This window comes from Nonomuraea lactucae, assembly GCF_003313395.1.
Lineage (GTDB): Bacteria > Actinomycetota > Actinomycetes > Streptosporangiales > Streptosporangiaceae > Nonomuraea > Nonomuraea lactucae.
The window spans coordinates 1-23,759 of sequence record NZ_QNFZ01000294.1 but is presented as its reverse complement, the minus strand read 5'-3'; the positions used below and the strand labels follow the sequence as shown (position 1 = coordinate 23,759).

Here is a 23,759-nt window from a genome sequence, read left to right as displayed (position 1 = left end):
TCAGGAAACCTTGACACCGGAGTCGGCGATGACCTTCGACCAGGTGCCCATCTGCTCTTCGAGCTTGGCCCGGTGCGCCTGCGGGGTCGCGGCCGTGGCCGGGACCGGCGCGGTGCCGAGCTTGGCCATCTGGTCGATGACCTTCTGGTCGGCCAGTGCCGCCTTCAGCGCCTCGGACAGCTTCTGGACGACATCCTGCGGAGTGCCGGCCGGGACGTACAGACCGTGCCACACGCTGACCTGGAGCTTGGGCAGCCCGGCCTCGGTCGTGGTGGGCACGTCGGGCAGGCTCTTCACCCGCTCCGGCGTGGTCACCGCGTACGCCTTCACCCCACCCGCGGAGATCTGGCCGCTGGTGTTGGTCGTCTGGTCGCACATGAAGTCGACCTGGCCGCCGACGAGGTCGGTCAACGCGGGGCCGGTGCCTTCGTACGGGACCTCCTGGAGCTTGACACCGGCGGCGCTCTGGAACAGCAGGCCGCACAGGTGGGATGCGGCACCGATGCCGGCGTTGGCCAGCGTGACCTTGCCGGCGTTCGCCTTCACGTAGGTCACGAGTTCCTGGAGCGTCTTGGGCGCGAAGTCCTTGCGGGCGACGACCGTCATCGGCACCTCGGTGACGAGCCCGATTGTCGCGAAGTCCTCAAGCGGCTTGTAGCCCAGGTCCTTGTACAGGGAGGGCGCCGTCGACATGCCGATGTGGTGCATGAGCACGGTGTAGCCGTCGGGCTTGGCCCGCGCGACCTCGCCGGCGCCGACCGTGCCGCCCGCGCCCTCGACGTTCTGGACGACGATCTTGGCGCCGAGCTTGGCGGCCATCGGCTCGGCGATCATGCGGGTGACGGTGTCCGTCGGGCCGCCCGCGCTGAACGGGACGACGAACGTGATGTTCTGGTCCGGATAGCCTCCGGTGCCGCCTCCGCCGGTGGCGCCTCCGTTGCCGGAACAGGCGGCGGCGAGCGAAACGACGCCGATCGCGGCGATCATCCGCGCGGCGGCACGGTACCTGCTGCTCGTTCTCATATCGCGGCCTCCTCGTCAGCGCATGCGCTTTTGTCGTGAGTGCTCGGCCTCAGTCTGGGCTGGCAGGGACGCGAATGGTGTCAGGGTAATCCCAAGGAATGCCCCGGATGTCAGGAGAATCCCAAGAACTGTAGGGCTGACACGAGCGCAGATCCGGGCCGTACAATCCGCCGGTATGCGGATCACCATCATCGAGGATGACGACCGCGTGGCGCGGGGTCTGGTGACCGTCCTGGCCCAGGCGGGCTTCGAGGTCCACCGCATCGCCACCGCCACGGAGGCCGTGCATGCCGCGCCATCCGATGTGGTCCTCGTCGACCTGGGGCTGCCCGACGGCGACGGACTCGACGTGATCCGCAAGCTGCGTGACCGCCCGGAGACCGCCGTCATCGCCGTGACAGCACGATCGGAGGAACACGAGCGGGTCCGTGGCTTGCGCGCCGGCGCGGACGACTACATCGTGAAGCCGTTCGGAGTGCCGGAGTTGCTGGCCCGGATCGACGCCGTCCTGCGGCGCACCCGGGTGGCCCGTGCCCTGAGCCACCCGGATGAGCCGCTCGTCCTCGGCCCGATGCGGATCGGCGTCGGCACCCGCGAGGTCACCGTCGACGGCACGCCCGTGACGCTGACCCGCAAGGAGTTCGAGCTGCTCCTGCTGCTGGCCCGGCGCATGCCGAACGTGGTGAGCCGCGACGTCATCCTCGACCAGGTCTGGGGCGCCACCTGGGAGTCGTCGAGTCGCACCCTGGACACCCACATCGCGGCGTTGCGGCACAAGCTCGGGCCGACCGTGCTCATCCGCACGATCCACGGGGTCGGCTATCGGCTCCTGGCCGACCGGCCGGAGCCGATCGGCTGACGCGCCGTGCACCGCCGCCTGCTCGTCGTCCTGGTGCCCCTCGCGGTGCTGCTCGTCGCGGCGCTCGGGGTGCCGCTCAGCGTCACCGTGGCTGAGCGGGAGATGCAGGAGACCTACGTCGACCGGCTCAACGACGTCGGCCGGTTCGCGTCGCTGGCCGAGACCGCGCTGTCAACCGGGCGGACCGCGGCGCTCCACCAGGAGCTGGCGCACTACCACGAGCTGTACGGCATCCCGGTCGCGGTGATCGACACGTCGGGCTCGGCGCTGCTCGGGCCGGCCGGCGCGTACCAGAAGGCGGCGCGAGCCGAGCCCGCGTTGCCCCGGATCGTGACCGCGGCACTGGCCGGGACGAGGTCCGAACCGTCCGGGGAATGGGCGCCGTGGGACGACTCCGCACTCGTGGTCGCGGAGCCGGTGGGCCGCGACAGCGAGGTCGTCGGCGCCGTCGTGACGATTTCCGACCTGTCGAAGACGCGCCATCGCATCCTCGTGCGATGGGCCCAGCTCACCGGGCTCGGGCTGCTGCCGTTGATCGCGCTGGTGGCCGTCGCCTGGCCGGTGTCGGCGTGGGTGCTGCGGCCGGTGCGGGAACTGGACGCGGCGAGCTCGCGGATCTCACAGGGCGACCTCACGATCCGGGCGGACGCCGCGGCCGGCCCGGTCGAGCTGCGTCGGCTGGCGGAGTCGTTCAACACCATGATGGACGCGGTCGAGAACGCCGTGCAGCGGCAGCGGGCGTTCGTGTCCGACGCGTCGCATCAGTTGCGCAATCCGCTGACCAGCCTCCGGCTCGCCGTGGAGAGTCTGGAACCGCACCTGCGCACGGTCGGCGACGGGCGGTTGGCGTACGAGGTCGCCGTCGACGAGCTGAAGGCGATGCAGCGGATGCTGAACTCGCTGCAGGCCAGTGCGCGGATGGAGAGCATACGGACGGCGTCGCCGGTGGATCTCGACGCGGTGCTGGCGACCCGGGTGGACCGGTGGCGGGCGTTGACGGCGACGGCGGGGCAGACACTGGCGGTCGACGTGCCGCCGGGGCTGCGGTTGCTGGAGCCGCCGGGCGGACTGGGCAGCATCCTGGACGAGCTGATCAGCAACGCGTTACGGCTGTCGGACGCGCAGGTGGTGGAGGTGACCGCCCGAGTCGTCCCCGGTGGTGCGGGCGCCGGACCCGGCAACGCCTCCGCGGCCGGAGGCGTGGTCACGATCGCCGTCCGTGACGACGGCCAGGGGCTCGACGCGTCCGAGCGGGCCCAGGCGCTACGGAGGTTCTGGCGGTCGCCGCGGCACCAGAACGTGCCCGGGACCGGCCTGGGACTGGCGATCTGCGCCGACCTGGTCGGGGCGGCCGGGGGCGAGCTGCGGCTGGAGGAGGGCCTGCCGCGTCCGGACGGGTCCGGGCACGGATTCGCCGCGGTGGTTGCGTTGCCGGTCGCTCCGCGGGTGGCCTCATCGTCCGGCGCCCCGGCTCCGTCGCAGTTCTGAGAACCCGGGCTCCGTCGCAGTTCTGAGGACCCGGGCTCCGTCACAGTCTCGGGTCAGCGCTTGCGGTCGCGGAACCAGGCGGCCGCGCCCGGATGGAGCGGGATCGATGCGGTGGAGATCCCGGTACGCACGTTGATCTGCCACGCTTCGGGAACGGCCTCGGCGTCGTCGCGGCCGGCGGAGGTGATCGTACCGGTGTGCGTGAAGATCGTGTCGGTGATGGCGTAGACCAGGTCATCGGCCACGTCGTTGCGCACGAGCAGCACGTTCGGCACAGCGACGGTGCGGGTGGCCGGGACTCCGGCGTAGGCAGTCAAAGGGATCATGGCCGGAGTGTAGGGACCTGGGAACGCCGTGAAGAGAGCGTCTGCCTCCGCGTCCAACGGGATCAGTCGGATCGGGTGCCGCTGCGCCAGCTCCGTGATGGCGGGTGTCGGGACGCCGGTCAGGGAGAACATCGCGTCGATCTCGCCGTCGCGCAGTGCCGCCGCCGATTCGGCCTGGCTGAGGTAGCGACCGTCGGCGTCCACCAGGCCGAGCTCCAGAACCCGCAGCGATGTGAACTCCGTGCCCGAGTCGCGGGCACCGAGGGATACGCGCTTGCCCTCGAGGTCCCGGAACTCGTCGATCGCCGAGTCGGCCATGACCACGAGATGCAGGTGACTGTCGTAGAGCCGGCATATCGCCGAGAGCCCCTCGGGCGCGCTGCCGTCGGTCGTCATCAGTGCGTCCAGGCTCGTCAGCCCTAGGTGCACCTCGCCGGCCCGCAACATCCGGATGTTGTCGGTGGACGCCCTGCTCGGCACGGTGCTCAGGGTGGCACCCGGCACCTGCTCGGAGACGTGTTCGGCCAGCGCACCGCCGATCCGCCGGTATACCGCCCCCGCCGGCCCGGTGGCCAGTCGCAGGTGGACCTTGTCGGCCTCGGACCGCTGGGAGCAACCGGCGAGCAGCCCTCCGGCGGCCAGGAGCACCGCCCGCCGGCTGAGCTGTAGCTCCAGGTTCAGCGCCATGCCGAGATGATACGGACGACGGCCGTCGATCGCCGATGAGACATCAGCGTCCCATCAACGCACCGCGCCTCACTGCACCGCGCCTCACTGCACCGCGTCTCAATGCACCGCGTCTCAATGCACCGCGTCTCAATGCACCGCGTCTCAATGCACCGCGTCTCAATGCACCGCGTCTCAATGCACCGCGTCTCAATGCACCGCGTCTCAATGCACCGCATCCGCGCCACCCTCCGGCAAGGTCTCACCGACGTCCCTCGCCACGCAGGCCGCGAGGTCCCACCAGGTTGGTGGCGATCCCGAGTTGGCGCAATACAGTGCGCCCTTCCCCCGCCCGTGGATCTGGTTGAGCGCCTCGTTCAGGTCTTCGGGCAGGGGCGACGGCGGTGAGGAAGTGGCGGCCGGCCAGCGCCACCAAGTCGTGGCTCGATAGGTCACATGACCGGAGAGGAGCCGGCCATGGCGAAGTACATGGACGTGCACACGTGGCTCGACCCGGAATCGGGCAAGGTCTTCTGCCTGCCGACCGGCCCGTCCAAGGAAGCGGTCCTCCGCGTCCACGAAAAGGCCAGCCAGCGGCGCCCGTCCGCCGTACGGACGACGCCCTGGAATGGCATGGCAAACTTCGACGACGCAACGGCGCTCTATTGCTGGCTCTGAGTCTTACTCCACCCACCACCAGCCATTCCCCAAATCCCGAACCGGCCGGCCCATGTCCCCGTCGGCAGTCTGGATGAGAAGGTCATTGCTGGGCGTGCTCGGAAAGTACGCGAGACCTGAACCAGTCTCTGATCTCCATTCATCTACGTAGATCGGCAAATAGAGTCCGTTATTCTGCGCCTGGACTTCTCCGTCGACAGACAGGTACTCCATCCACCAGGGAGGATCGAGAGGCTTCCCCTCCCGATATGCAGCGGCGAGCTCGGCGAAGCTTCCCTGGTGCAGTCGCAGCGTGCTGTCGATGAACGTGGTTCGCCAGTCGACTCTCGAGATGACCGCCCCGAGCACCACCGCCATGATCAACGCGATTGCCGCTCGCGCGTACGCCTGGACAGAGAGATATGAGATGACCGTAGTGAAGGTCCAGATGTAGGCCCACAGCCAGGCGAACGTGATGACCAGCCAGCTGAACAGCCAAATTTGTCTGTAGAGCGGAATCTGCAGGTAGCTGGACGCGAGCAGGAAGACCCATCCGAGAGAAGCCATGAGGACAGTCCACTTTGACCAACGAGAAGACCTCAGAGGAGACTGCTTCACAGGGCGAGTGTCCCGGCTATCCCGCTTGAGTCGCTACAGACGAAGCAGAAGATTCACACTATTTGCACCTATTCTCCATACCCGCCGACGATTGTGCACAGGATATGGAGCGCCGCGTGTTTACCCCCCAGACAGTTGGGGCCAGACTATGGCGGTCCGACGAGGCCATGCCACGTGCGGAGACAAGCAAGGACGGCATCCGGACCGCGTCGAATCCCGGCTGGCCCGAGCTGGAGAAATCAGCCCAGCGTGGCCGCCTTGCGCAGCAGCACTGAGCGTTCGCGCTGGTTGGCGCACAGCCGGGCCGCCAGCTCCAGCTCGGCGCGTGCCTCCGGGCGCCGTCCGAGCCGGGCCAGCAGCTCACCGCGTACAGTCGGAACCAAATGCGAACCGGGGAGCCGGTCCGAGGCGATCAGCTCGTCCACGATGGCCAGGGCTTGCGCCGGACCCGAGGCCATGGCCACGGCGACGGCCCGGTTGAGCTCGACCACCGGCGAGGGTGCGACTCGGCCGAGTGCCTCGTAGAGCACCACGATCCGATCCCAGTCGGTCGCCTCGACCGAGGGTGCCGACGCGTGGATGGCGGCGATCGCGGCCTGCAGGCCGTAGGGGCCGAGGCCGCGGGTCGATGCCTTGGTCAGCGCGGCCAGCCCACGGTGGATCGCCGAGAAGTCCCACCGCCGCCGGTCCTGGTCCTCGAGCAGGATCGGGGAACCGTCCGGGCCGGTCCGGGCCGGGAAGCGCGCGGCCGTCAGCTCGCACAGCGCGAGCAGGCCGTGCACTTCCGGCTCGTCCGGCTGCAGCGCGGCCAGTGTGCGGGCCAGCCGGATCGCCTCGTACGCGACGTCGGGGCGCAGCAGCTGGTTGCCCGACGTGGCCGTCGATCCCTCGGTGAAGATCACGTAGATGACGCTGAGCACGCCGCCAAGCCGTTCCCGGCGCTCGCCTGCCGGTGGCAGCTCGAACGGCACCCCGGCCGCCGCGATCGTCTTCTTGCCCCGGGTGATCCGGGCTTGCACGGTCGGCACGGGTACGAGGAACGCGCGGGCGATCTCCTCGCTGGACAGGCCGCCGACCACGCGCAGGGTCAGCGCCACCCGGGCCTCGGGGGAGAGCACCGGGTGGCAGCTGACGAACATCAGCGCCAGCACGTCGTCGTCGATCCTGTCGGGGTCGATTTCTTCGTCAACCGCCGGGTCGACCGCCGGGTCGGCCGCCAGCAGGGCGTATCGGTCCTGGAGGGCGGTCCGGCGGCGGATCGCGTCGATCGCCCGCCGCCGGGCCGTGGCCATCAGCCAGCCGGCCGGATTGGCCGGAGCGGCGAGCGGCCACGACACCAGCGCCTCGGCCACCGCCTCCTGGGCCGCGTCCTCGGCCAGCCCGAAATCGCCGGTGAACCGGGTCAGCGCGGCGACGATCCGTGCCGACTCGATCCGCCAGACGGCCTCGACGTCGGCCGTACCCATCAGATCTGGCCGTTGCTCTCGAGCCTGGCCCAGTCCTTGACGATCACTCGTCGACCTGCGGGACCTCGTCGCTCCCGGGCACCCGCCGGACCTCGATCTTGGATCCGGGGGCCGCCGGGACCCGCTTGGCCCACTCGACCGCCTCCTCTTTCGAGGCGACGTCGAGCAGGAAGAAGCCCCCGAACAGTTCCTTGGTCTCGCCGTACGGCCCGTCCGTGACCACCGGGGCCTCGCCGCTGAAGTCGACCACTACGCCCTGGCCCGGATCGTCCAGCCCTTCCGCCGCGAGGAGAACGCCGGCCTTGACCATCTCCTCGATGAACTGGCGGGTCGTGGCCATCATCTCGTCGATGTTGGCCATCATGGCCGCGTTCGACTCGTCGGTGCCCCGCATGATCAGTATGTACTTCGGCAACACATTCTCCTCGTCCGGCGGGGCCGCCTCTCGGCCCTCGCACCCTCACGTCGAACGAGTGGCCCGCGGATCGACACGACCCCGGAGAAATCTCTCGCCGCGACGCAGCCTATCCCTCCGACTCGCGTTTCGCCCGTCAGAGCGGCCCCTGAGCGCAGCGGCGCGGGTTCCGGGAGTACGTGACAGGGATCGCGGACGCCGCGGGATCGCAACAAGCCACGAAGCCATCATGGGACTCGAGCATGCCTTCGCCGAGCGGGGCGTGCCGCTGACCGTGAACACCCGGAGCGATGTGGAGATCGCCGACCTCTACGAACGGCCCTTCGTACTGGTCCGCCCCGTGGCCATGTGGCGTGGCGCGGCGACGATCTGCCTCTCAGGACCCTGCAGCGTTCGTCGACACGGTGCGGGGCGACCGGCGCTGAACCCAGAATGGAGCGCGTAAGTCCGGTTCGGCCGCCCGCGAACTGATCTGTCGCGTTGCCTGAAACAGCCCTATCTGGATACGGCTTCGAAAAGGTGCAGCGACTTGGTCGCCGTCGTGCCGGTGTAAGTGAGACCGGCCCGTTCGAACAGCCGGGCGTACTCGGCCTCGGTACGTTCCCTGCTGCCGAACAAGACGAACATCCCCATGTCCGCCATCGCGGTGAGCGGGTCGGGGGTGCCGGTCTCCTCCAGCAGCATCTCGGCGACCACGACGCGGCTACCCGGGCGCGCGGCCCGCGCGCAGCTCTCCAGGATGCGTACGCAGCTCTCGTCGTCCCAGTTGTGCAGGATGAACCGCAGCACGTATAGGTCCGCTTCCCCGGGAATCGAGACCAGGGCGTCCCCCGCGACGGTCTCGCACCGCGTGGCGAGTTCGCCGGTGACCAACTCGGGCAGGGCGTCGGCGATGACCGCCTCAGTGTCGAACAACACCCCGCGCAGCGCCGGGGCAGCCAGCAGGATGTCACGCAACAGCCCGCCCCGACCACCGCCGACATCCACCACCACGCCGGTGGCAGGCAGGCCCAACGCCGCGACCATGCCGCCGTTGTCCTCCGCGGTGGCACTGCTCATGGCCTGATGGAAGGCCGTGGCCTGCTCTGGATCGTGCTCGCGAACGTAGCTGTAGAAGTCAGTGCCGTGGACCAGGACGAACGGGCTGCGGCCCGCGCGAGCGGCGGCACCGAGGCTGCTCCACGCCTGCCACGAAGCGTCGGACTTCAAGTCCTGCGCGATCATCCGACCCACCGGATGCGTGGAGCACAGCGTCCGCGACAGCGGCGTGTGGATGTACCTGCCGTCGCTGGTCACAGCGAACACTCCGGTGCTGGCCAACGCGGCCAGCAGCCTGCTCAACACGCCGGGGTCGGTGCCGGTGCGGGCGGCCAGCTCGGCCACTGCGGCGGGCTCCTCTCCCAGTGTGTCGGCCAGGTCGAGCGTGACCGCCGCACGCAGCAGGTGCGCCGAGCGCAGGTGCACCAGCATCTGGCTGACGGGGGCATCGGAATCGGTGCTGATTGGCGCTCCCTCTTGGGTGCGGGTCATCACTATCCTTCGTCTCAGGGGTGGTGATCAGCCTGCGGCAGCAGTGGGCTAGGAGTCGGTGCCGGTCAGAACGACGGGCAGGGCAGTAATGCGGCGGATGATCCAGTCGGACTCCCACCGCACCTCGCTGGTCTCGCTAAGCCGCGCGTCGGGAAAACGAGACAGCAACGCGGTCAGGGCGATCCTGGCCTCCAGACGAGCCAGTGGCGCGCCGAGGCAGTAGTGGTGGCCAAGCCCGAAACTGATGTGGTCGCCACCCGTGTCAGGGTCGAAGTCGTCCCTGTCTCCATCGTGGGGACAACGGTTGGCCGACGCCAGGTTGACCTGCACCGGCGCGGACTGCGGGATCAGATAGCCGCCGAGGTTGATGTCCTCGGTGGCGAACCGCCAGGTCGCGTGCGGAAGCGGCGGTTGCATTCTGAGCGTCTCCTCGATCCAGTCGTCGACGTCCGCCTCGGTCCGGGGCCGTTGCGCGGGCGGCCGGCGCAGCGCTTCGAGACTCGCCGAGGCGATCAGGCTCGCCGTGGACTCATAGCCGGCCATCACCAGGCCGGTCGTCCATGTCACGACCTCGTTCATGGTGACCGCGTCATCAGTGTCGACGGCATCGAGCAAGCCGGTGATCAGCCCGTTCCGCAACTGGCTGGGGTCGTTGGCCCACTCGGCAACCGCGCCGGCCAGCGCGCCCACACCAGTGGCCCGCACGGCTTGGTCCTGCGAGAAGATGATCTCGTCGGTGACCTTGCGCAGGACAGGCTGGAGCTGTGGTGGCACACCGAGAAGCTCGCTGAAGAACCGGAGCGGGAGCGGAAAGGTGAAGCGCTCGACCAGGTTGACCTCACCACTTTCGGCGGCGAGCTCGTCCAGCAGACCGTCGGCCAGCCTCACCAGCCGCTCGCCCCACTCCGCGACCTTGCGCGGCGTGAAGAACGGCCCGTGCAATCGCCTGATCCGGACGTGGTCCGCGCCTTCGCTCATCACCATGGCGCGGGCGACCTCGGCGCGCGGCTGTGCACCGAGCATCACGCCCGGAATCCGCATCCACTCCGGGGCGAGCGCCATATCCTTGCTCAGCCGCCGGTCTGTCAGGGCCGCACGCGCGAGTTCCGTATCGCACACCACCCAGTTGGTTCCGCCGTAGTAGTCCACTTTGACGATCGGCGCCACCCGGCCGGCCGCGAGCACCATCGGCATGCAGTCGACCGGTGCGGGAACAGTCGGCATGTCGACGTGGGGCGCCTCGCGCAGCTCGTCGCTTATCACCACGCGCCTCCTGTCACATCGGCAGCCGCAAATCGAGCGCCATCGGCGGGGGTGGTTGCATTCAGGATGCGTGCCGGTACATCTGCCATGGTCTGCCTTCCCTCGTCACTCGTGACGTCGACTGGGCTGCCGCAACGCGGTCACCAACGGTGGCGGGCGCACACCCCGAACGGAAGGGATCGCGGCCCAAGACCGTCAGCGTTGGTGATGAGGACGATCACGACCTGCCGCGTGTGTGCCACGACCGGCTCGATGTGGGGCGAACAACTACTCGCTCTGGTGATCTCACGCGGGATGCGCGTCACCAGCTGATCGACTAGTTCGACTACACAGATTGAACTCGTAGAGGCAGTGGGCTCGTGACAGCGCGTTGTCATCGCGGTACGACGGGGTCATGCGGTACGGACAGCGTGGTGGATACGCGCTCGCCACTCAATCCGGCGCGAGCCTGGCTGATCTCAAGGCGCGCATGTGGCACGACAGCGACCAGGCCGCGCTCATCTACCAGCACGCCACACGTGCTGCGGACCAACGGATCGCCGACGCGCTGACCGCCCGCGTGGAAGCCGAACAACAGAAGATCGCCAAAGGCAAATGGCACGTTAATGGCACGAACACCCGGTTCCATGATCAGGAACGGGGCGTTTTCACAGGTGGAGCCTAGCCTCCGTCTTTCGTGATCTTTGTATGGTCGGCTGAGCGGTTCGGCTGGCGTGGAAATTCGGAGGCCCGGCAACGCTGGAAACCGGCTGTCGCGCCGGTGCCGGCAGGGCTTGGCGCCGGGCCAGGGCGGTCAGGAGTGTGCGTGTGGAGCAGCAGCAGGGCGCCCGCCTGCGAGGTGAGCCCCGAACCGGCCGCGGACACCGCGATCTTGCGCTGAGAGGCGATAGTCTTCACTCGAAAAGTGCCCTCTGATCTGGCGTGGACAGGACCTTAGACAAGCCCCATCCTCCCAGCTCAAGGCACTTTTCTCATGTAAAAGATCACCCTGGCTCAAATTCCCGGCGAAAGCCCGAGGCTAGCGGATTCGAACCGCTGACATCCTGCTTGAAAGACGCACACCGATCTTGCTCCATCAGGGCAGACACAGCTCAGCGCACTGATCGCGTTCCCCGCGACTCCCCACCGTTCCCCCTTGCTTCCCATCCCATCGGGCACGCAACGGGCACGGCCGCCAGGCACGTCACAAGGAGCACCAGCAGTAGAGCAGCTGATCGTTTTCTCTCGCTCGACGTGCCAAGCCGACAAGATCCTTGGTGAGCGACAGCATGTAACCGTCGTCATCGTCGGTGAAGTGGGAGAACTGCTCGATGGCTGCCCACTGCTCCGCCAGCATCGGCAGGCGGGCGTCGTCCACGCTGGCGAGCATGTCACGAGCCTCCGCCGACAGCTCCATGATGCCGGGCCCTTCCAGGTACGGGGAGTCTTCGGGTAGGGCATCCCACTCCTCGTCGCTTCGTGGCGCACCCTCCGGGGGTGGATACAGCACCACCATCTCGACCAGCCCCAGGGAGGACGTCACGGCGGCCAAGCGGCTTGAAGACCTCGCCCGCGGCTTTGATCTGTCGATGGAGCTGGAGCATGTCCCGCTCGGCGGGGAACTCGACATCAACCGGCCGAACCTCATCGTGATCTGCGGACCCAAGCTCTCCCCGGCCATGGGCACGTTGTACGAGTCGGACCCGGTTCTGGAGTGGGTCAGGGACGGCGTCTGGACACTACGCGACCGCCGTACCGGCACGGTGTATCGCTCCGGCTCGGACACTGAACCGGCTCGGGCCGTGGATTACGCCTACCTTGGACGGCTCGGGCGCCCGGACGGCAGGGGCAGCCTGCTGCTGTTCACCGGCATCCACCCTCAGGGCACGCTCGGCGTGGTGCAACTCCTTCAGACTGAGATGGCGACCTTGTGTGGACAGGTAGGCGACAAGCGCTTCTCGATGGTGGTGGGCGTTGAATACGACCCGGCTACTGGGGAACCGGTCAAGGCGGAGCTTGCCAGTCCGCTGTACCGGCACGAGGAGGAATGAGACGTGCGGGTCACCTTCGCCACCGAAGCGGCCCCCGGCCGACCGAACGAGGACTTCGTTGCCGCGACTCCTGATGCGGCTATCCTCCTGGACGGCGCGGGCACGCCGTCCGGTTCCGACTCCGGATGCTCGCATGGGGTGGCGTGGTTCTCCCGCACCCTTGGCTCGACCCTCCTGAGCCTGATGAACCAGGGTGCGGGCACCTTGGCCCAACTGCTGGCCGAAGGGATCAAGACAGTCTCGTCGCTCCATGACGGAACCTGCGACCTGACCCACCCGGGCTCCCCCTCAGCCACGGTGATCATGCTCCGGCGTACGAACGACACTCTGGAATGGCTTGTCCTGGCCGACTCCGTCCTCCTCCTGGACGTCGTCGATGCGGCTGAACCAGTGGCCATCTTCGACTATCGCGAGGCCCAAGTGGGCGCACTCCACCGGGCCGAAATGGACGCCCTCGCCTCCGGCGCCGACGACCATGCCGCGGCCCATCGACGCTACGTCGAGACCTTGCGCTCGTACCGCAACCGCGACGGCGGCTTCTGGGTGGCTGCCACCGATCCCCTCGCGGCCGACCAGGCGTTGACCAGCAGCATGCCTGCCGACCAGGTCCGCGCCGCTGCACTTCTCAGCGACGGCGCATCACGCCTCGTCGACCGCTTCCACCTCCAAACCTGGCGCCAAGTCCTCGCAACGCTCGACGGGGCCGGCCCCGACGAGGTCATCCGTCAAGTACGTGCAGCCGAACACTCCGACCCACAGGGCACACGCTGGCCACGCGGCAAGACCTTCGACGACGCCACCGCGCTCCAGTGCCGGCTCTGAAAGATCCACTAGATTGCCAATGTGGACTGGAACAGCATCTCGGAGCTCATGGGATGCGATGATCCCGCAGAGGTCGATGCAGCCTTCGCACGTGGTGGGCCTCTGACCGGGGTCGCACTGATCGGCCTGGCGCTGAACGTCCTCGATCCAGCCCTGGTCGCACCGCGGCTGCACCGAGCCATGACCGACGACGCTCCCGAGATCCGACGTTGCGGTGCACTGTCGGTTGGACACATGGCCCGGCTCAACAAGACTGTGGATGACAAGTCGCCGATACTCCTGCGACAACTCCTCGAAGATCCGGCCCCGATCGTTCGCGGGACTGCAAGCGATGCACTCAGCGACATCTGGATCTTCGTGCGGCGCACCGAACTGCCATGCTGGTTACATCGCAGGGCACTCCTGGCGCTCGTGCGCGGAAAAGTGCAACTCCTGTGCTCGCTGCTAGCGCAGGTGCGTCGGTCCGAGAGCTGATGGTGCGTATGGGCCACTCCAGCACGTAACGGGCACGCCCCTGAAACAGCCCCAACAAAGATCGAAAGCCCAGGCCGGGACCTGGGCTTTCGTGTGGGTGGAGCCTAGCGGATTCGAACCGCTGACATCCTGCTTGCAAAGACGCATGCCGATCATGCTCCATCTGCGGAGATGCAGCTCATGGCGCTAATCGAGTTCCCCGTGAGTCCCCGCTGTTCGCCCTCGTTTCCCGTCCCATCGGGCACGCGACGGGCACGGCTGGCAGACTCACCACATGATCACAGATGTACTCGTCTTCCTTCAGTCTTGGTACGCCTCCTGCTGCAATGACGACTGGGAGCACGGTTACGGCGTGACACTCGAGACCTTGGACAATCCGGGATGGCGCCTAGAGATCGACCTCGTCAACACGCCCCTTGCAGGGGCCTTAATGGACCGCATAGTGGTGGAACGCACCGAGGACGACTGGCTACACGCCTGGAGCAATAGGATCCACTTCGGAGGAGCGTGTGGGCCTCTGAACCTCGGTGAGCTGTTGGAAGCATTTCGAGACTTCGTCGGCGTTGCTGTCTCGCCCTCTGGCTGACGCTCTCGCGGGCTGGGCGGAGGCCGACTCTCCCAAGGAGCCCCGGCGACGACACCGGGCACAATCACTGAGTGTTTGATCGTCCTGCTCGCGGTGATGCGAGGAGGCTGACCAGTCGCCAGCAGTAGCGGCCAGCCACTCCACCTATGAACCGGCCGTCCTCACTGAGGCCAGCTCCTACGCGGCGCCACACGCCGACAGGCTTTACCGAGGCGCTGAGAAGTCCACAGACGGCCGCTCGTGCAGCGGGAAGCAGGGGGGGTATGCCAACGGATCGATGATGGGGCGCCCGCGCCGCCACAACGGTGGACGCAGCCACGGCGAAAATGGGAGGCTACAAGGAGCGTGTGATGAGGCACTCCAGGGGACCGAGGTGCTTACGTGAGCGACGATTTGTCAATCGTCCGGGATATCCTGGGCGAGGAGCTCTCGCCCGACACTATCGATTCGACAGTTCGAGACGCGGCGTCGTTCATCCCTCGCCTTGTTGATGCTTGGTACCCCAGTGCCCACGAGGACGAATTGCCGAGACGCCGTGTGGGAGAGCTCTCCTACTTCGTCCCGGAGAGCGAATGGCGCTCCGGGAGTCGGGGTCAGGATCTATCTTTGGCCTATGACGAGGGCCTTACCGCACTACTCTATGTTCATAGAATAGTTATCAACAGCCCTCTACTGATGCTAGCGTCCGCAGCCATGCGCGGTAAGCCGCTTGAACGGTGCACGCAACTTTTGCTGACATCGCTCCACATTCTTCTATCACTCAAGGACCTCATTGACGCTGGCATTGTAGTGATCATCGGTTCGCGCGCTAACTACGATCACCCCTGGGTCGCGACGAAGCTCGCTGAGGAGATCGGTGGTTCGGTCGCTTCCAGTCTCGATCCCGAACTGCGCTCAAATATCGAGTTCGCGCTGGCAACTGGCTGCGCCGTCGACATCTTTACGAGCAATGATGCGGAGTATGAGAAAGTACGACGAGCGCTTGACGTGGACCATCGCTGCGTGCTGGCCAAGCGTTCAGATGCGGTGCACCTCTCCACATTTCTCGAAGAGGTTGTACCGGATGCAGGCGACCTAGACATACGGGAGATTGTACGCATTCGTCAGGACGATTTGTTTGAGCAATGGCGAGCAGACCTGCGGACTGCGCTTCGCAGAATGATCATTATAAATAATACCGAAACATTGACGGGCGAAGGCATCGAAGAGGTTAGGGCCTTGATGCACGAGAAAGCAGCTACGGTCAGCAGGGCTGTCGCCAACAGTACATCACTGGCTCGTCTGCGTAATCACGCAGCCTCCTTTGCTATCGGTGGAATCGGCGCAACAGTAGCGCTACCTGTTGTAGGACAAGCGAACGTAGTTTCTGAGGTTGCGATGCTTGCTGGGGCGTTGGGTGTCGGGGCTCTCACGATTGGGCTGGACGCCACAAGAAGAGCCACGAGAAAGTCACAGAGCGCTTCTAGGGCTCTCGCCTATCATTATGCGTTTATTGCGAAATACGCAAAGCGGTAGATGATGTAACACCCTCGAACGTCTGGGAAGAAATCTACCTCGCCGGTGCCACGCCGGACGCAGGACGGGAATGGACCGACTCTGGCGACCAACGCGATGACCGATGCTTGAAGCACCGGCCGTCGGAGAGGGTCGCCTTGTCCCTCGCGTGCCCGAGCTGGTGGCTATCCTCCGCACGCACCTGAAGGAGCACGGTACTGGCCCGGGAGGAAGAGTGTTTCGCGGCATCCAGGGTGGCGTTTTGGCCACGAGCACCATCCAGCGTGGAGTTGCCCCGGTCTTGTGGACACCTGATCGCTTGGGACGATGTGTCCCGGGAGGAGTTCACAAGTGCCGATGTCACGACCGCCGTATCCGCCAGAGTTCCGGCGGCAGATGGTGGAGTTGGTGCGAGCTGGCCGAACGCCAGAGGAACTGGCCAAGGAGTTCGAGCCGACCGCTCAATCGATCCGTACCTGGGTGGCCCAGGCCGACCGCGATGACGGCCGTCGGCAGGACGGTCTTACCAGCGCCGAGAAGGAGGAGTTGGCCAGACTGCGGCGCGAAGTGCGCCAGCTGCGGGAGGAGCGGGAGATCCTGAAGAAGGCCGCCTTAGATTCAGACGATCAACGCAACGCTGCAAGTGGATGGGTGGATCGTGGCTCGGATGGGTCGGCCGGGAATGTCGGACGCGATGAAAGAAGACTTGTGGCGGCGGTGGCGTGCTGGTGACTCCATCAGTGTGATCTCCCGGGCACTGGGCAAGCCCCCGGGATCGGTTTTCACGGTGCTGAAGCACCATGGCGGCATCGCGCCGGCCGAGCGGGTGCGCCGGGCCGACCGTTTGAGCGCCGAGGACCGGGAATCGATCTCTCGTGGCCTGGAGGCTGGAGCCTCACTACGTTCGATCGCCGTGTCGATCGGCCGCCCGGCATCCCACGGTGAGCCGGGAGGTCGCCCGCAACGGCGGCCGGGTGAAGTACCGTGCGGTCGCCGCCGAGCAACGCGCTCAAGAGCAGGCACGTCGCCCAAAACCGTCCGCCCTGCAGGACAACCCGGTGCTGCGCCAGCTGGTGATCGAACTGCTCGACAACGAGTGGTCCCCGGAGCAGATCGTGGGACATCTGCGGCTGATGCACGCCGGCAACCCGCTCATGCGGATCAGCCACGAGAGCATCTACCGCGCGATCTACACGACCCGGTGGAAAGTGATCCCGCGTGAGCTGTGCACCAAGCTGCGCACGCGCCGTCCCATCCGCAAAAACAAGAAGAACACGGTCAAGGGCCAGTGGCGTTCCCAGATCACCGGGGCACGGCCGATCGAGGAACGGCCTCACGCAGCCAACGCCCGGACCGAGCTCGGCCACCTCGAAGGCGATCTCATCGTCGGAGCCAAGAACAGCCAGATCGCGACGCTGGTCGACCGCAAGTCCCGCTACCTGACCATGGTCGCGCTACCCAGCCGTCACACCACGACGGTCATCCCCGCCCTGCAGCAGGCGTTCTCACGGATGGACGCTCGCCTACGCAGCACTCTGACCTGGGACCGCGGCATGGAACTCGCCGGCCACCGGCTGCTGACCGAAGCGACCGGCATCGACGTCTTCTTCGCGGCACCGCGCAGCCCATGGCAGCGGGGCACGAACGAGAACACGAACAAACTGATCCGGCAATACTTACCGAAAGGCATCGATCTGAGCCTGTACAGCCAAGCCGACCTCGATGCCCTGGCCGCCCGAGTGAACAACCGCCCCCGCAAGAGCCTCGGCCACCGAACCCCGGCCCAATGTGTTGCCTTGACTCTTTGAATCTAAGGCGGTTTTCTTCGCGAGGGAGACGGATCGGCCGAGATGAGGTACCGGCTGATCGATGCGGAGAGGACACACCATGGTGTCTCCCTGCTTGCCCGGGTGCTGGGTGTGTCGCGCCAGGGCTATTACGCCTGGAAGGGGCGTGGCCCGTCACGGCGGGCGCGTGAGGACCGGGCGTTGACGGAAACCATTGTCAAGATCCACACTCGGTCGCGGCAGACGTATGGTGCCCCGCGCATCCACGCCGAGCTGCGTGAGGAGTTCGGGGTGGGTGTCGGGCGCAAGCGGGTCGCCCGCCTGATGCGCACGGCCCGGCTTGAGGGCGTGCACCGGCGCCGCCGGCGCGGGCTGACCCGAAGGGATCCGGCCGTGGTGCCGCCGGAGGATCTGGTCAACCGGGACTTCACCGCTCCTGCGCCGAACCGGATCTGGACTGCCGACATCACCTACGTACCGACGGGCGAGGGGTGGCTGTACCTGGCGCTCGTGCTGGATGTGTTCTCCCGGAGGATCGTGGGCTGGGCGATGGCCGGCCACATGCGGACCGAGCTTGTTCTGGATGCCCTGGAGATGGCCATCTGAAACCGCCGTCCCGCCCCCCGCCTGGTCCATCACAGTGATCAAGGAGTGCAGTACACATCCCTGTCGTTCAGCCGGAGATGCAGGTCAGCGGGTATTCGCACCTCAACGGGCAGCGTCGCGGACTGCTTCGACAATGCGGTCACCGAGAGCTTCTTCGCAACGTTGGAGACCGAACTGCTCGACCGGCACCACTTCGCCACCCGCGCCCAGGCCAAGGCTGCGTGCTTCGACTTCATCGAAGGGTTCTACAACCCCCGCCGCCGCCACTCGACCCTGGGCATGCTCAGCCCCGCCGAATACGAACGCAGACACACCCAACAACCCGGCTATGCTGCCGCATAGCCACAAGCCCCGAATTGTCCACGCAACCGGGGCAACTTCAAGCCGACGGAGCGGAAGACACTGAGCCGACCCGGAATCAGCCGTCGGGGCCACCCGCTGTACCAGGAAGATCTCTCCCCATATGGGCGAGGGGAGACAGGGCCATGAACAACGGGGACAGCCCCAGAGCGATAGCGGTCATCAGTAGACTCGCGCGCGGCCCCAGCGCGCCAGCCAGATAACCGCCGAGAAGCGACCCGAGCGGGGTCAGGCCCATGCCGACGAAGTTGATCGTCGCGACGACCCGGCCCTGGAGCGGGATGGGAGTGATCGCCTGGCGCACCGTCACGACGGTGACGTCGACCAACTGACTGAAGGCGCCGAACAGGAAGTTGACCGCCATGAGTGCGGCGATCGTGATCGCGGAGGAGCCGCGCAGCGCGGGGACGCACAGCATCACGCCATCGGCGAGCACTGCGGCGGACACCAGCACGACGCCGTAGCCGTACCGCCTCGGCAACCTGGCCGACAGCAGGGAAGCCACCAGCGCGCCCGGGCCCATCGCGGCGAGCACGAGCCCGACGGCAAAGCCCGGCAGGTGCAGCGTACGCGGCAGGAAGAGCAGATAGACCGTCATCAGGGCGGCGAAGGAGAACTGGAAGAGGGCCGAGGAGATCCCCACAGCCCGCAATGAAGTGTCGCTGATGACGAGGTGCAGACCCTCGTAGATCTGAAGCCAAACGCGCGCCTGTCGTGCACGGGGCGCGGGCAGCGACTCGGGACTGCGGATCCGCCGGATCGACAGGAAGGACAGGGTGAAGAAGAACACGCTGGCCACGATGGCGATCGGCGCAGTCAGGAGCGATACCAGCGCGCCGCCGAGCGCGGGACCGACGATCTGTGCGGCGGACCTGCTGCCTTCGAGCGCGCTGTTGCCCTGGGCGAGCTGGCCGCGTTTCACCAGTCGTACGAGCGAGGTCTGGTAGGCCACGTCGAAGTACACGGTGAGAGCACCGACAAGTAAGGCCACCAGGACAAGTAGCGGAATGTTGAGCATGCCGAGGAGGTAGACGACGGGCACGACGGACAACGCCACGGTCCGGCCGAAGTCGGCCAGCACCATCACGTTGCGAGAGCGCCAGCGGTCCACCCAGGCGCCAACAAAGAGCGAGAGCAGCAAGATCGGCGCCTGCTGGACGGCACGAAGGACGCCGATCTGCTCAGTATCGGCGCTGAGCGCGACCACGGCGATGAGCGGCAGGATGATCTGGCCGGCCTGGGCTCCCAGTTGCGAGGCGGCCTGGCCGATCCAGAGCCGGCGGAAATCACCATCCCGCCACAGGCCCGGCGAAGGCGAGTCGGATGCCTTCATCGGCGGCTTCGCATTGGCGGGCGGGCGAGCACGGCAGAAGAAGCGAACGGCACAGGAGTCCTTGAGTCGCTGAGAACGGTGCCCATCCCACAGGATCTGGGCAGGAAGGTTGGCTGTGCCGCAGTTCGATGCAGCACGCGGTGACAGGTCGGGAGTGACCTAGAACGTCAGCGCGTGCTCGGTTGGCCGGGCATCTCAGCTCCTCAAAGAGATCATCCGTTGCTCGAGACTAACCATCGGCCCATGTGGCGGACAAGGCAATCCAGTACATCCCGGGCAACCGCAAGGAGGTCTCTGTCGACGACGCGTGAATACTGACCCCCAGGCGACGCTTGGGTTCTAGTGTTTGTCGCAACACACCTGATCATGATGGGCGTGTTGATGGCTATTCGTGGGCCCAAGCGGCGGCTCGAGATCGAGTCGGAGTACTGGCGGTTGATCCTTTCCGGCGTAGGCACGGTGGAGGCGTGCAAGCAGGTCGGCATCGGCCGCAAGACCGGATACCGATGGAGGGCGGAGAACGGTGGACTCCCACCCGCCCGCATGGCCGAGTCGGCGCGATCGGATCGCTATCTGTCGCTGCTGGAACGCCAACGAATCGCGACCTTACGCGAGCGAGGCCTAGGCGTCCGCGAGATCGCTCGACGACTCGGCCGCTCACCCTCGACCAACAGTCGCGAGCTGCGGCGCAACACCAGCGAGCACGACCGCGGCGGCTACGACGGCGACCTGGCCCACGCCCGCGCCCGCCAGCGAATGCGCCGACCGCGACGCGGCCGTGTCCTCCAAGACGCCGAGCTGCGCGCCGAGATCCAGGCCAAGCTGGAGCTGGAGTGGAGCCCCGAGCAGATCGCCGCCCACCTTCGTCGCAGCTTCCCCGACCGGCCGAACTGGCACCTCTGCCACGAGACGATCTACCAGGCCATCTACCACGGCGGCCGCGGCGGGCTGAGCCGCCAGTTGACCGCCAAGCTTCGCACCGGACGACCGCTGCGGCGACGACGGCGTCGCCCCGACCAGCGCCGCATTCGCTTCGTTGCACCGGCCGTCCTCATCGAACACCGCCCTGCGATCGTCGAGAAGCGTGTCCGCGTCGGCGATTGGGAAGGCGACCTGATCACCGGTCGGCTCAACCAGTCCGCGATCGGCACCCTGGTCGACCGCACCAGCCGATACCTTCGGCTCATCCCGCTACCGAATGGCCATGCTGCCGAACACGTCCGGGACGGTCTGCTCGCCGCCTTCGCCGACGTCCCGAAGGCTGCCCGCTGGACGCTGACCTGGGATCAAGGCTCCGAGATGGCTTTCCACGACCAGGTGGCGCCGCTCTTCCACGAGGGTGTGTTCTTCGCCCAACCCGCCAGCCCCTGGCAGCGCGGCACCAACGAGAACACCAACAGACTGCTGCGTCAGTACTTCCCCAAAGGCACCAATCTCTCGCTTCACAGCGCCGAGGACCTTCGTGCGGTGGAGCGACGGCTCAACAGCCGGCCGCGGAAGTCGCTGGGATGGTGCACTCCGGCAGAGGTATTCGCATCCCGTCTGCCATCATGATCGGTGTCACCGTTGCGACGACCGCTCGAATTCACCCTAGAACCCAAGCGTCGTCAGGGGGTCAGAATTCGGCCGTCGTTGACACGGTGCTGCACCTCGACAGGATCTGCCTGCGCAGTTCGGGCCATCCCTTCCCGAGGGCGTTCTTCGCCGTGATGAGCATCTCGGAGTCGTCTTCCTCATCGATGAGGGAACGGATCGCCAGCCGCACCGCTATCCCTGCCTGCCACCGCATCCAGCGGCGGTCCTCCTCGCGAGGGGTGCCGCCTGGCCCATTGAACCACTCCCTTCCTAGACGGATGTTCTGCTCGACGATCTCAGGCATAAGATAGGACACGACCGCAGCATCCCGGTCGAATGCAGCGCTCGCCGCCTGGGCCAACTCCGGCCACTTGGCGAAGTACCGCTGGACCAGCCGGTCCAGGACGAGCTTGCAGATCTGGCGACGATGGAGCCGGGTTGCCGCGGCCACACAAGCCAGCAGCTCGTGATCGACGTGTCCCAGCGAGAGGACCGACTCGGGATCCCCCTCGATGAGTCGATCCGCGAGGAGGGCGCGATGCCGACCCTGGAGCATATCCCCATGTAGCCGGAAGCCGGTGGCCACATCTACCATCGCCATGGCGGAAGCACGCTTGACCAGGCGTTCGTTGCTGAGCGCGGCTGTGAGGATACGCAGGTGGTCACCCAGTGATGCCGGCGCATCACCGTATATTGCTGCGTCATCCATGCAGAACTCGGGGTAGTCGACCAGTAGCTGCCCATTCTCGGCGTACACGAATTTCTCGTGCCCACGCGCCACCCAAGACACGTGCCATAGGCTCGCGTCCCTGCTCAGCCAGCGTAGCCACGCATGGCGCCGCTGATGAATCCCGTCGCGTTCCAATATGCCGAAGCCGTTTTCGTTCTCGTTGATGAACACCTCAACTGTGGGATAAAGGTCACTCTCACGGAAATCCACATCACGGAATTCAGGGAAGGAGCCGAACGACTCGGCCACCATGCGCCCGGCCGATCCGGTGCCGGCGGTTTTGCGGATGACGGACCAGCCGAGCCCGCCGCGGGCTAGCCATTCGTGCTCGACCAGAAGGTCTATATAGTGCTCGATAACGCTGTCGGCGTCCATCTCCGACTCCTCATGTTCCGGTAGTAAGGGGCGGCAGGCATCCCCGCCGCCCCTTACTGTCAATGTGGCCGTTGACGATTACGGCACCGGCGTCCCGCAGAGAGCTTCCTTGGTCGGCGGGTTGTCGAGTTTAGTGTTGAACTTGTTGTAATAGGTGTCGCCGACGATGACCCTGTCCTTGATGAAGAACCTGTTCTCCAACAGGGAACCCGCCAGGCCGTTGTCAGCCTTCGGAATGGGACATAGAGAGAACATGTTTGGTGCCGCGTTGGCCCGTTCGAAGCTTCCGGCGAATGGGTACTCGTCACATTCCTTTCCAGCTGCTGCATAGGGGCCCCATATGCCAGTGCAGGCTTTCCACGTCTTCTTGTGGACGCTCTCCGCTACCTCGGAATCCTCTCGATGGAGGTAATTGTCCTTCATCTCGCCAGGCCGGTAGCAGCCCAACAGCTTCTTGGCCGGATGGCTGGGGAATGTGTCATGCGCCTGGTAGCACGCCTTCCAGTAGTGCTGGTAGGCCGCGTCGTATCCTTGGCCCATCTTCCAGATCATCATCGGGGTGGCGGAGTTGAAGACGCAACCGCCCTGTGGCTTGATATAGGTGGCGGAGTCGCATCGCACGATGGATCCGCCCTCCTTGGCGCCAAGAGAGTTGGCGTACCCGTATCCCGACTGAGGGGCCGGCCAGTCCGGGGAATGCCCGTACACCTTGAAGCCGCCGAGACTCACGCTCTCAAGGTTGTTCACCGTTTCGTCGAATAGCGGGCTCCATTTGATGTGACGCAGCGTCGGAGCCTTGTTCGCTGGGCATCTCAGCCTGAACCTGGCGGAACCGAAATCCTGCCAGAGGCCGATTGACTTGGTGCGGTGGTTGACGGTGGGGCTGCCATCCCACGAGGTCACGTGCTCGCACTCCCTTCCTACAGGCTCGACTCCTATCGTTAGATTCTTCGCGCCAGCCCCGCCGGTGGAGTGGACATCATAGAGATGAATGTCGACGAACAGGTCCCGGCTAGTTCCCCCGTTGTTGCTGTCCTTGCCGTTGAAGGTGTAGGCCATGATGATGATCTTTGCGTCGAATTTCATGATCGGGGTGGATCGGTTCGCCTTGTGGTCGAGGCTGAGATTCGAGGTCGAACACCAGGAATAATGATTCCTCGCGTACCCCTCCGGACGGTTGGACCGGGCGAAATTCTGCTTCTGAGGTTGAAAGGTAGGAGTTACAGGCGTTCGGGGGTAGTGACGGCAGCGTTTGGCTGGTTTACGCCTGGTTGGT

Annotated in this window: 24 protein-coding genes, 1 tRNA gene and 3 pseudogenes; 16 read left to right on the top strand and 12 right to left on the bottom strand. The window is 66.0% G+C overall.

Annotated elements, in window-relative coordinates:
• Positions 1-1,023, bottom strand: a complete 1,023-nt coding sequence (locus tag DQW85_RS21360; protein ID WP_113702066.1) for a tripartite tricarboxylate transporter substrate-binding protein — start codon at positions 1,021-1,023, stop codon at positions 1-3.
• Between the two features lie 175 nt (positions 1,024-1,198).
• Between DQW85_RS21360 and DQW85_RS21355 the strand changes: the two genes are divergently transcribed.
• Both DQW85_RS21355 and DQW85_RS21350 read left to right on the top strand, forming a co-directional pair.
• Complete coding sequence (locus DQW85_RS21355) at positions 1,199-1,882, top strand: response regulator transcription factor (RefSeq protein ID WP_113702065.1); 684 nt, start codon at positions 1,199-1,201, stop codon at positions 1,880-1,882.
• Between the two features lie 6 nt (positions 1,883-1,888).
• Positions 1,889-3,370: a sensor histidine kinase gene (locus DQW85_RS21350; RefSeq protein WP_113702064.1), complete on the top strand. Its 1,482-nt coding sequence runs from the start codon at positions 1,889-1,891 to the stop codon at positions 3,368-3,370.
• 53 nt (positions 3,371-3,423) lie between these two features.
• Here the strand turns inward: DQW85_RS21350 and DQW85_RS21345 are convergent, their stop codons facing one another.
• Complete coding sequence (locus DQW85_RS21345; RefSeq protein ID WP_113702063.1) at positions 3,424-4,383, bottom strand: TAXI family TRAP transporter solute-binding subunit; 960 nt, start codon at positions 4,381-4,383, stop codon at positions 3,424-3,426.
• A gap of 456 nt (positions 4,384-4,839) precedes the next feature.
• On the opposite strand from DQW85_RS21345, the gene DQW85_RS21335 reads away from it, so the two are divergent.
• On the top strand, positions 4,840-5,040 hold the full coding sequence (locus DQW85_RS21335; protein WP_205315285.1) for a nickel-binding protein: 201 nt from the start codon (positions 4,840-4,842) through the stop codon (positions 5,038-5,040).
• Between the two features lie 3 nt (positions 5,041-5,043).
• Here the strand turns inward: DQW85_RS21335 and DQW85_RS21330 are convergent, their stop codons facing one another.
• From DQW85_RS21330 to DQW85_RS21320, 3 genes and pseudogenes are all read right to left on the bottom strand, one after another.
• Complete coding sequence (locus tag DQW85_RS21330; protein WP_113702060.1) at positions 5,044-5,586, bottom strand: hypothetical protein; 543 nt, start codon at positions 5,584-5,586, stop codon at positions 5,044-5,046.
• 290 nt (positions 5,587-5,876) lie between these two features.
• Complete coding sequence (locus tag DQW85_RS21325) at positions 5,877-7,103, bottom strand: RNA polymerase sigma factor (protein ID WP_113702059.1); 1,227 nt, start codon at positions 7,101-7,103, stop codon at positions 5,877-5,879.
• Positions 7,103-7,497, bottom strand: a pseudogene (locus DQW85_RS21320) (YciI family protein). Before DQW85_RS21320 ends, DQW85_RS21325 begins: the two are co-directional and overlap by 1 nt.
• 250 nt (positions 7,498-7,747) lie before the next feature.
• On the opposite strand from DQW85_RS21320, the gene DQW85_RS21315 reads away from it, so the two are divergent.
• Positions 7,748-7,963 (top strand): hypothetical protein, encoded by a 216-nt coding sequence (locus tag DQW85_RS21315; protein ID WP_275888228.1) that lies wholly within the window; start codon positions 7,748-7,750, stop codon positions 7,961-7,963.
• Positions 7,964-8,013: 50 nt separating this feature from the next.
• Here DQW85_RS21315 and DQW85_RS21310 read toward each other — a convergent pair whose 3' ends face one another.
• On the bottom strand, positions 8,014-8,988 hold the full coding sequence (locus DQW85_RS21310) for a methyltransferase (RefSeq protein ID WP_162795176.1): 975 nt from the start codon (positions 8,986-8,988) through the stop codon (positions 8,014-8,016).
• A 108-nt stretch (positions 8,989-9,096) separates the two neighbouring features.
• Complete coding sequence (locus DQW85_RS21305; RefSeq protein ID WP_205315284.1) at positions 9,097-10,311, bottom strand: cytochrome P450; 1,215 nt, start codon at positions 10,309-10,311, stop codon at positions 9,097-9,099.
• A 394-nt stretch (positions 10,312-10,705) separates the two neighbouring features.
• On the opposite strand from DQW85_RS21305, the gene DQW85_RS21300 reads away from it, so the two are divergent.
• A complete protein-coding gene (locus tag DQW85_RS21300) occupies positions 10,706-10,975 on the top strand; it encodes a hypothetical protein (protein ID WP_162795175.1) in 270 nt (89 codons plus the stop codon).
• A gap of 519 nt (positions 10,976-11,494) precedes the next feature.
• Here DQW85_RS21300 and DQW85_RS44685 read toward each other — a convergent pair.
• Positions 11,495-11,833, bottom strand: coding sequence for a hypothetical protein (locus tag DQW85_RS44685; protein WP_162795170.1), 339 nt, complete (start codon positions 11,831-11,833; stop codon positions 11,495-11,497).
• A gap of 46 nt (positions 11,834-11,879) precedes the next feature.
• Between DQW85_RS44685 and DQW85_RS21290 the strand changes: the two genes are divergently transcribed.
• The 3 genes from DQW85_RS21290 to DQW85_RS44680 are packed head-to-tail and all read left to right on the top strand — an operon-like array spanning position 11,880 to position 13,637.
• Positions 11,880-12,341 (top strand): hypothetical protein, encoded by a 462-nt coding sequence (locus tag DQW85_RS21290; protein ID WP_205315283.1) that lies wholly within the window; start codon positions 11,880-11,882, stop codon positions 12,339-12,341.
• A 3-nt stretch (positions 12,342-12,344) separates the two neighbouring features.
• Positions 12,345-13,163 (top strand): protein phosphatase 2C domain-containing protein, encoded by an 819-nt coding sequence (locus DQW85_RS21285; protein WP_113702054.1) that lies wholly within the window; start codon positions 12,345-12,347, stop codon positions 13,161-13,163.
• A 21-nt stretch (positions 13,164-13,184) separates the two neighbouring features.
• Positions 13,185-13,637, top strand: coding sequence for a hypothetical protein (locus DQW85_RS44680; RefSeq protein WP_162795174.1), 453 nt, complete (start codon positions 13,185-13,187; stop codon positions 13,635-13,637).
• A 98-nt stretch (positions 13,638-13,735) separates the two neighbouring features.
• Here DQW85_RS44680 and DQW85_RS44675 read toward each other — a convergent pair.
• Positions 13,736-13,798, bottom strand: a tRNA-Ser gene (locus DQW85_RS44675).
• Between the two features lie 113 nt (positions 13,799-13,911).
• Between DQW85_RS44675 and DQW85_RS21280 the strand changes: the two genes are divergently transcribed.
• The 7 genes and pseudogenes from DQW85_RS21280 to DQW85_RS21260 all read left to right on the top strand — a co-directional run bounded on the left by DQW85_RS21280 (position 13,912) and on the right by DQW85_RS21260 (position 18,452).
• Positions 13,912-14,223: an immunity 53 family protein gene (locus DQW85_RS21280; RefSeq protein ID WP_113702053.1), complete on the top strand. Its 312-nt coding sequence runs from the start codon at positions 13,912-13,914 to the stop codon at positions 14,221-14,223.
• Between the two features lie 381 nt (positions 14,224-14,604).
• Positions 14,605-15,738 (top strand): hypothetical protein, encoded by a 1,134-nt coding sequence (locus DQW85_RS44670; RefSeq protein ID WP_162795173.1) that lies wholly within the window; start codon positions 14,605-14,607, stop codon positions 15,736-15,738.
• A gap of 330 nt (positions 15,739-16,068) precedes the next feature.
• A pseudogene (locus tag DQW85_RS21275) lies at positions 16,069-16,323 on the top strand (transposase); the annotation flags it as partial.
• A gap of 61 nt (positions 16,324-16,384) precedes the next feature.
• Positions 16,385-16,609, top strand: a pseudogene (locus DQW85_RS48265) (IS30 family transposase); the annotation flags it as partial.
• A gap of 49 nt (positions 16,610-16,658) precedes the next feature.
• The gene (locus DQW85_RS21270; RefSeq protein WP_240197327.1) at positions 16,659-17,525 is read left to right on the top strand and encodes an IS30 family transposase; all 867 of its coding nucleotides are present in this window, start codon (positions 16,659-16,661) and stop codon (positions 17,523-17,525) included.
• Between the two features lie 42 nt (positions 17,526-17,567).
• A complete protein-coding gene (locus DQW85_RS21265; RefSeq protein ID WP_113702051.1) occupies positions 17,568-18,110 on the top strand; it encodes an IS3 family transposase in 543 nt (180 codons plus the stop codon).
• A 45-nt stretch (positions 18,111-18,155) separates the two neighbouring features.
• Positions 18,156-18,452 carry an integrase core domain-containing protein gene (locus tag DQW85_RS21260; protein ID WP_162795171.1) on the top strand — a complete coding sequence of 99 codons (297 nt, stop codon included), beginning with the start codon at positions 18,156-18,158 and terminating at the stop codon, positions 18,450-18,452.
• A gap of 76 nt (positions 18,453-18,528) precedes the next feature.
• Here DQW85_RS21260 and DQW85_RS21255 read toward each other — a convergent pair whose 3' ends face one another.
• The gene (locus DQW85_RS21255) at positions 18,529-19,803 is read right to left on the bottom strand and encodes an MFS transporter (protein ID WP_113702049.1); all 1,275 of its coding nucleotides are present in this window, start codon (positions 19,801-19,803) and stop codon (positions 18,529-18,531) included.
• A 366-nt stretch (positions 19,804-20,169) separates the two neighbouring features.
• Here DQW85_RS21255 and DQW85_RS21250 point away from each other — a divergent pair, with 366 nt between their 5' ends.
• Positions 20,170-21,357, top strand: a complete 1,188-nt coding sequence (locus tag DQW85_RS21250; protein ID WP_205315281.1) for an IS30 family transposase — start codon at positions 20,170-20,172, stop codon at positions 21,355-21,357.
• A gap of 61 nt (positions 21,358-21,418) precedes the next feature.
• Here DQW85_RS21250 and DQW85_RS21245 read toward each other — a convergent pair whose 3' ends face one another.
• Positions 21,419-22,483: a hypothetical protein gene (locus tag DQW85_RS21245; RefSeq protein WP_113702048.1), complete on the bottom strand. Its 1,065-nt coding sequence runs from the start codon at positions 22,481-22,483 to the stop codon at positions 21,419-21,421.
• A gap of 78 nt (positions 22,484-22,561) precedes the next feature.
• Positions 22,562-23,569 (bottom strand): NucA/NucB deoxyribonuclease domain-containing protein, encoded by a 1,008-nt coding sequence (locus DQW85_RS21240; protein ID WP_113702047.1) that lies wholly within the window; start codon positions 23,567-23,569, stop codon positions 22,562-22,564.
• Positions 23,570-23,759: the final 190 nt, after the last annotated feature.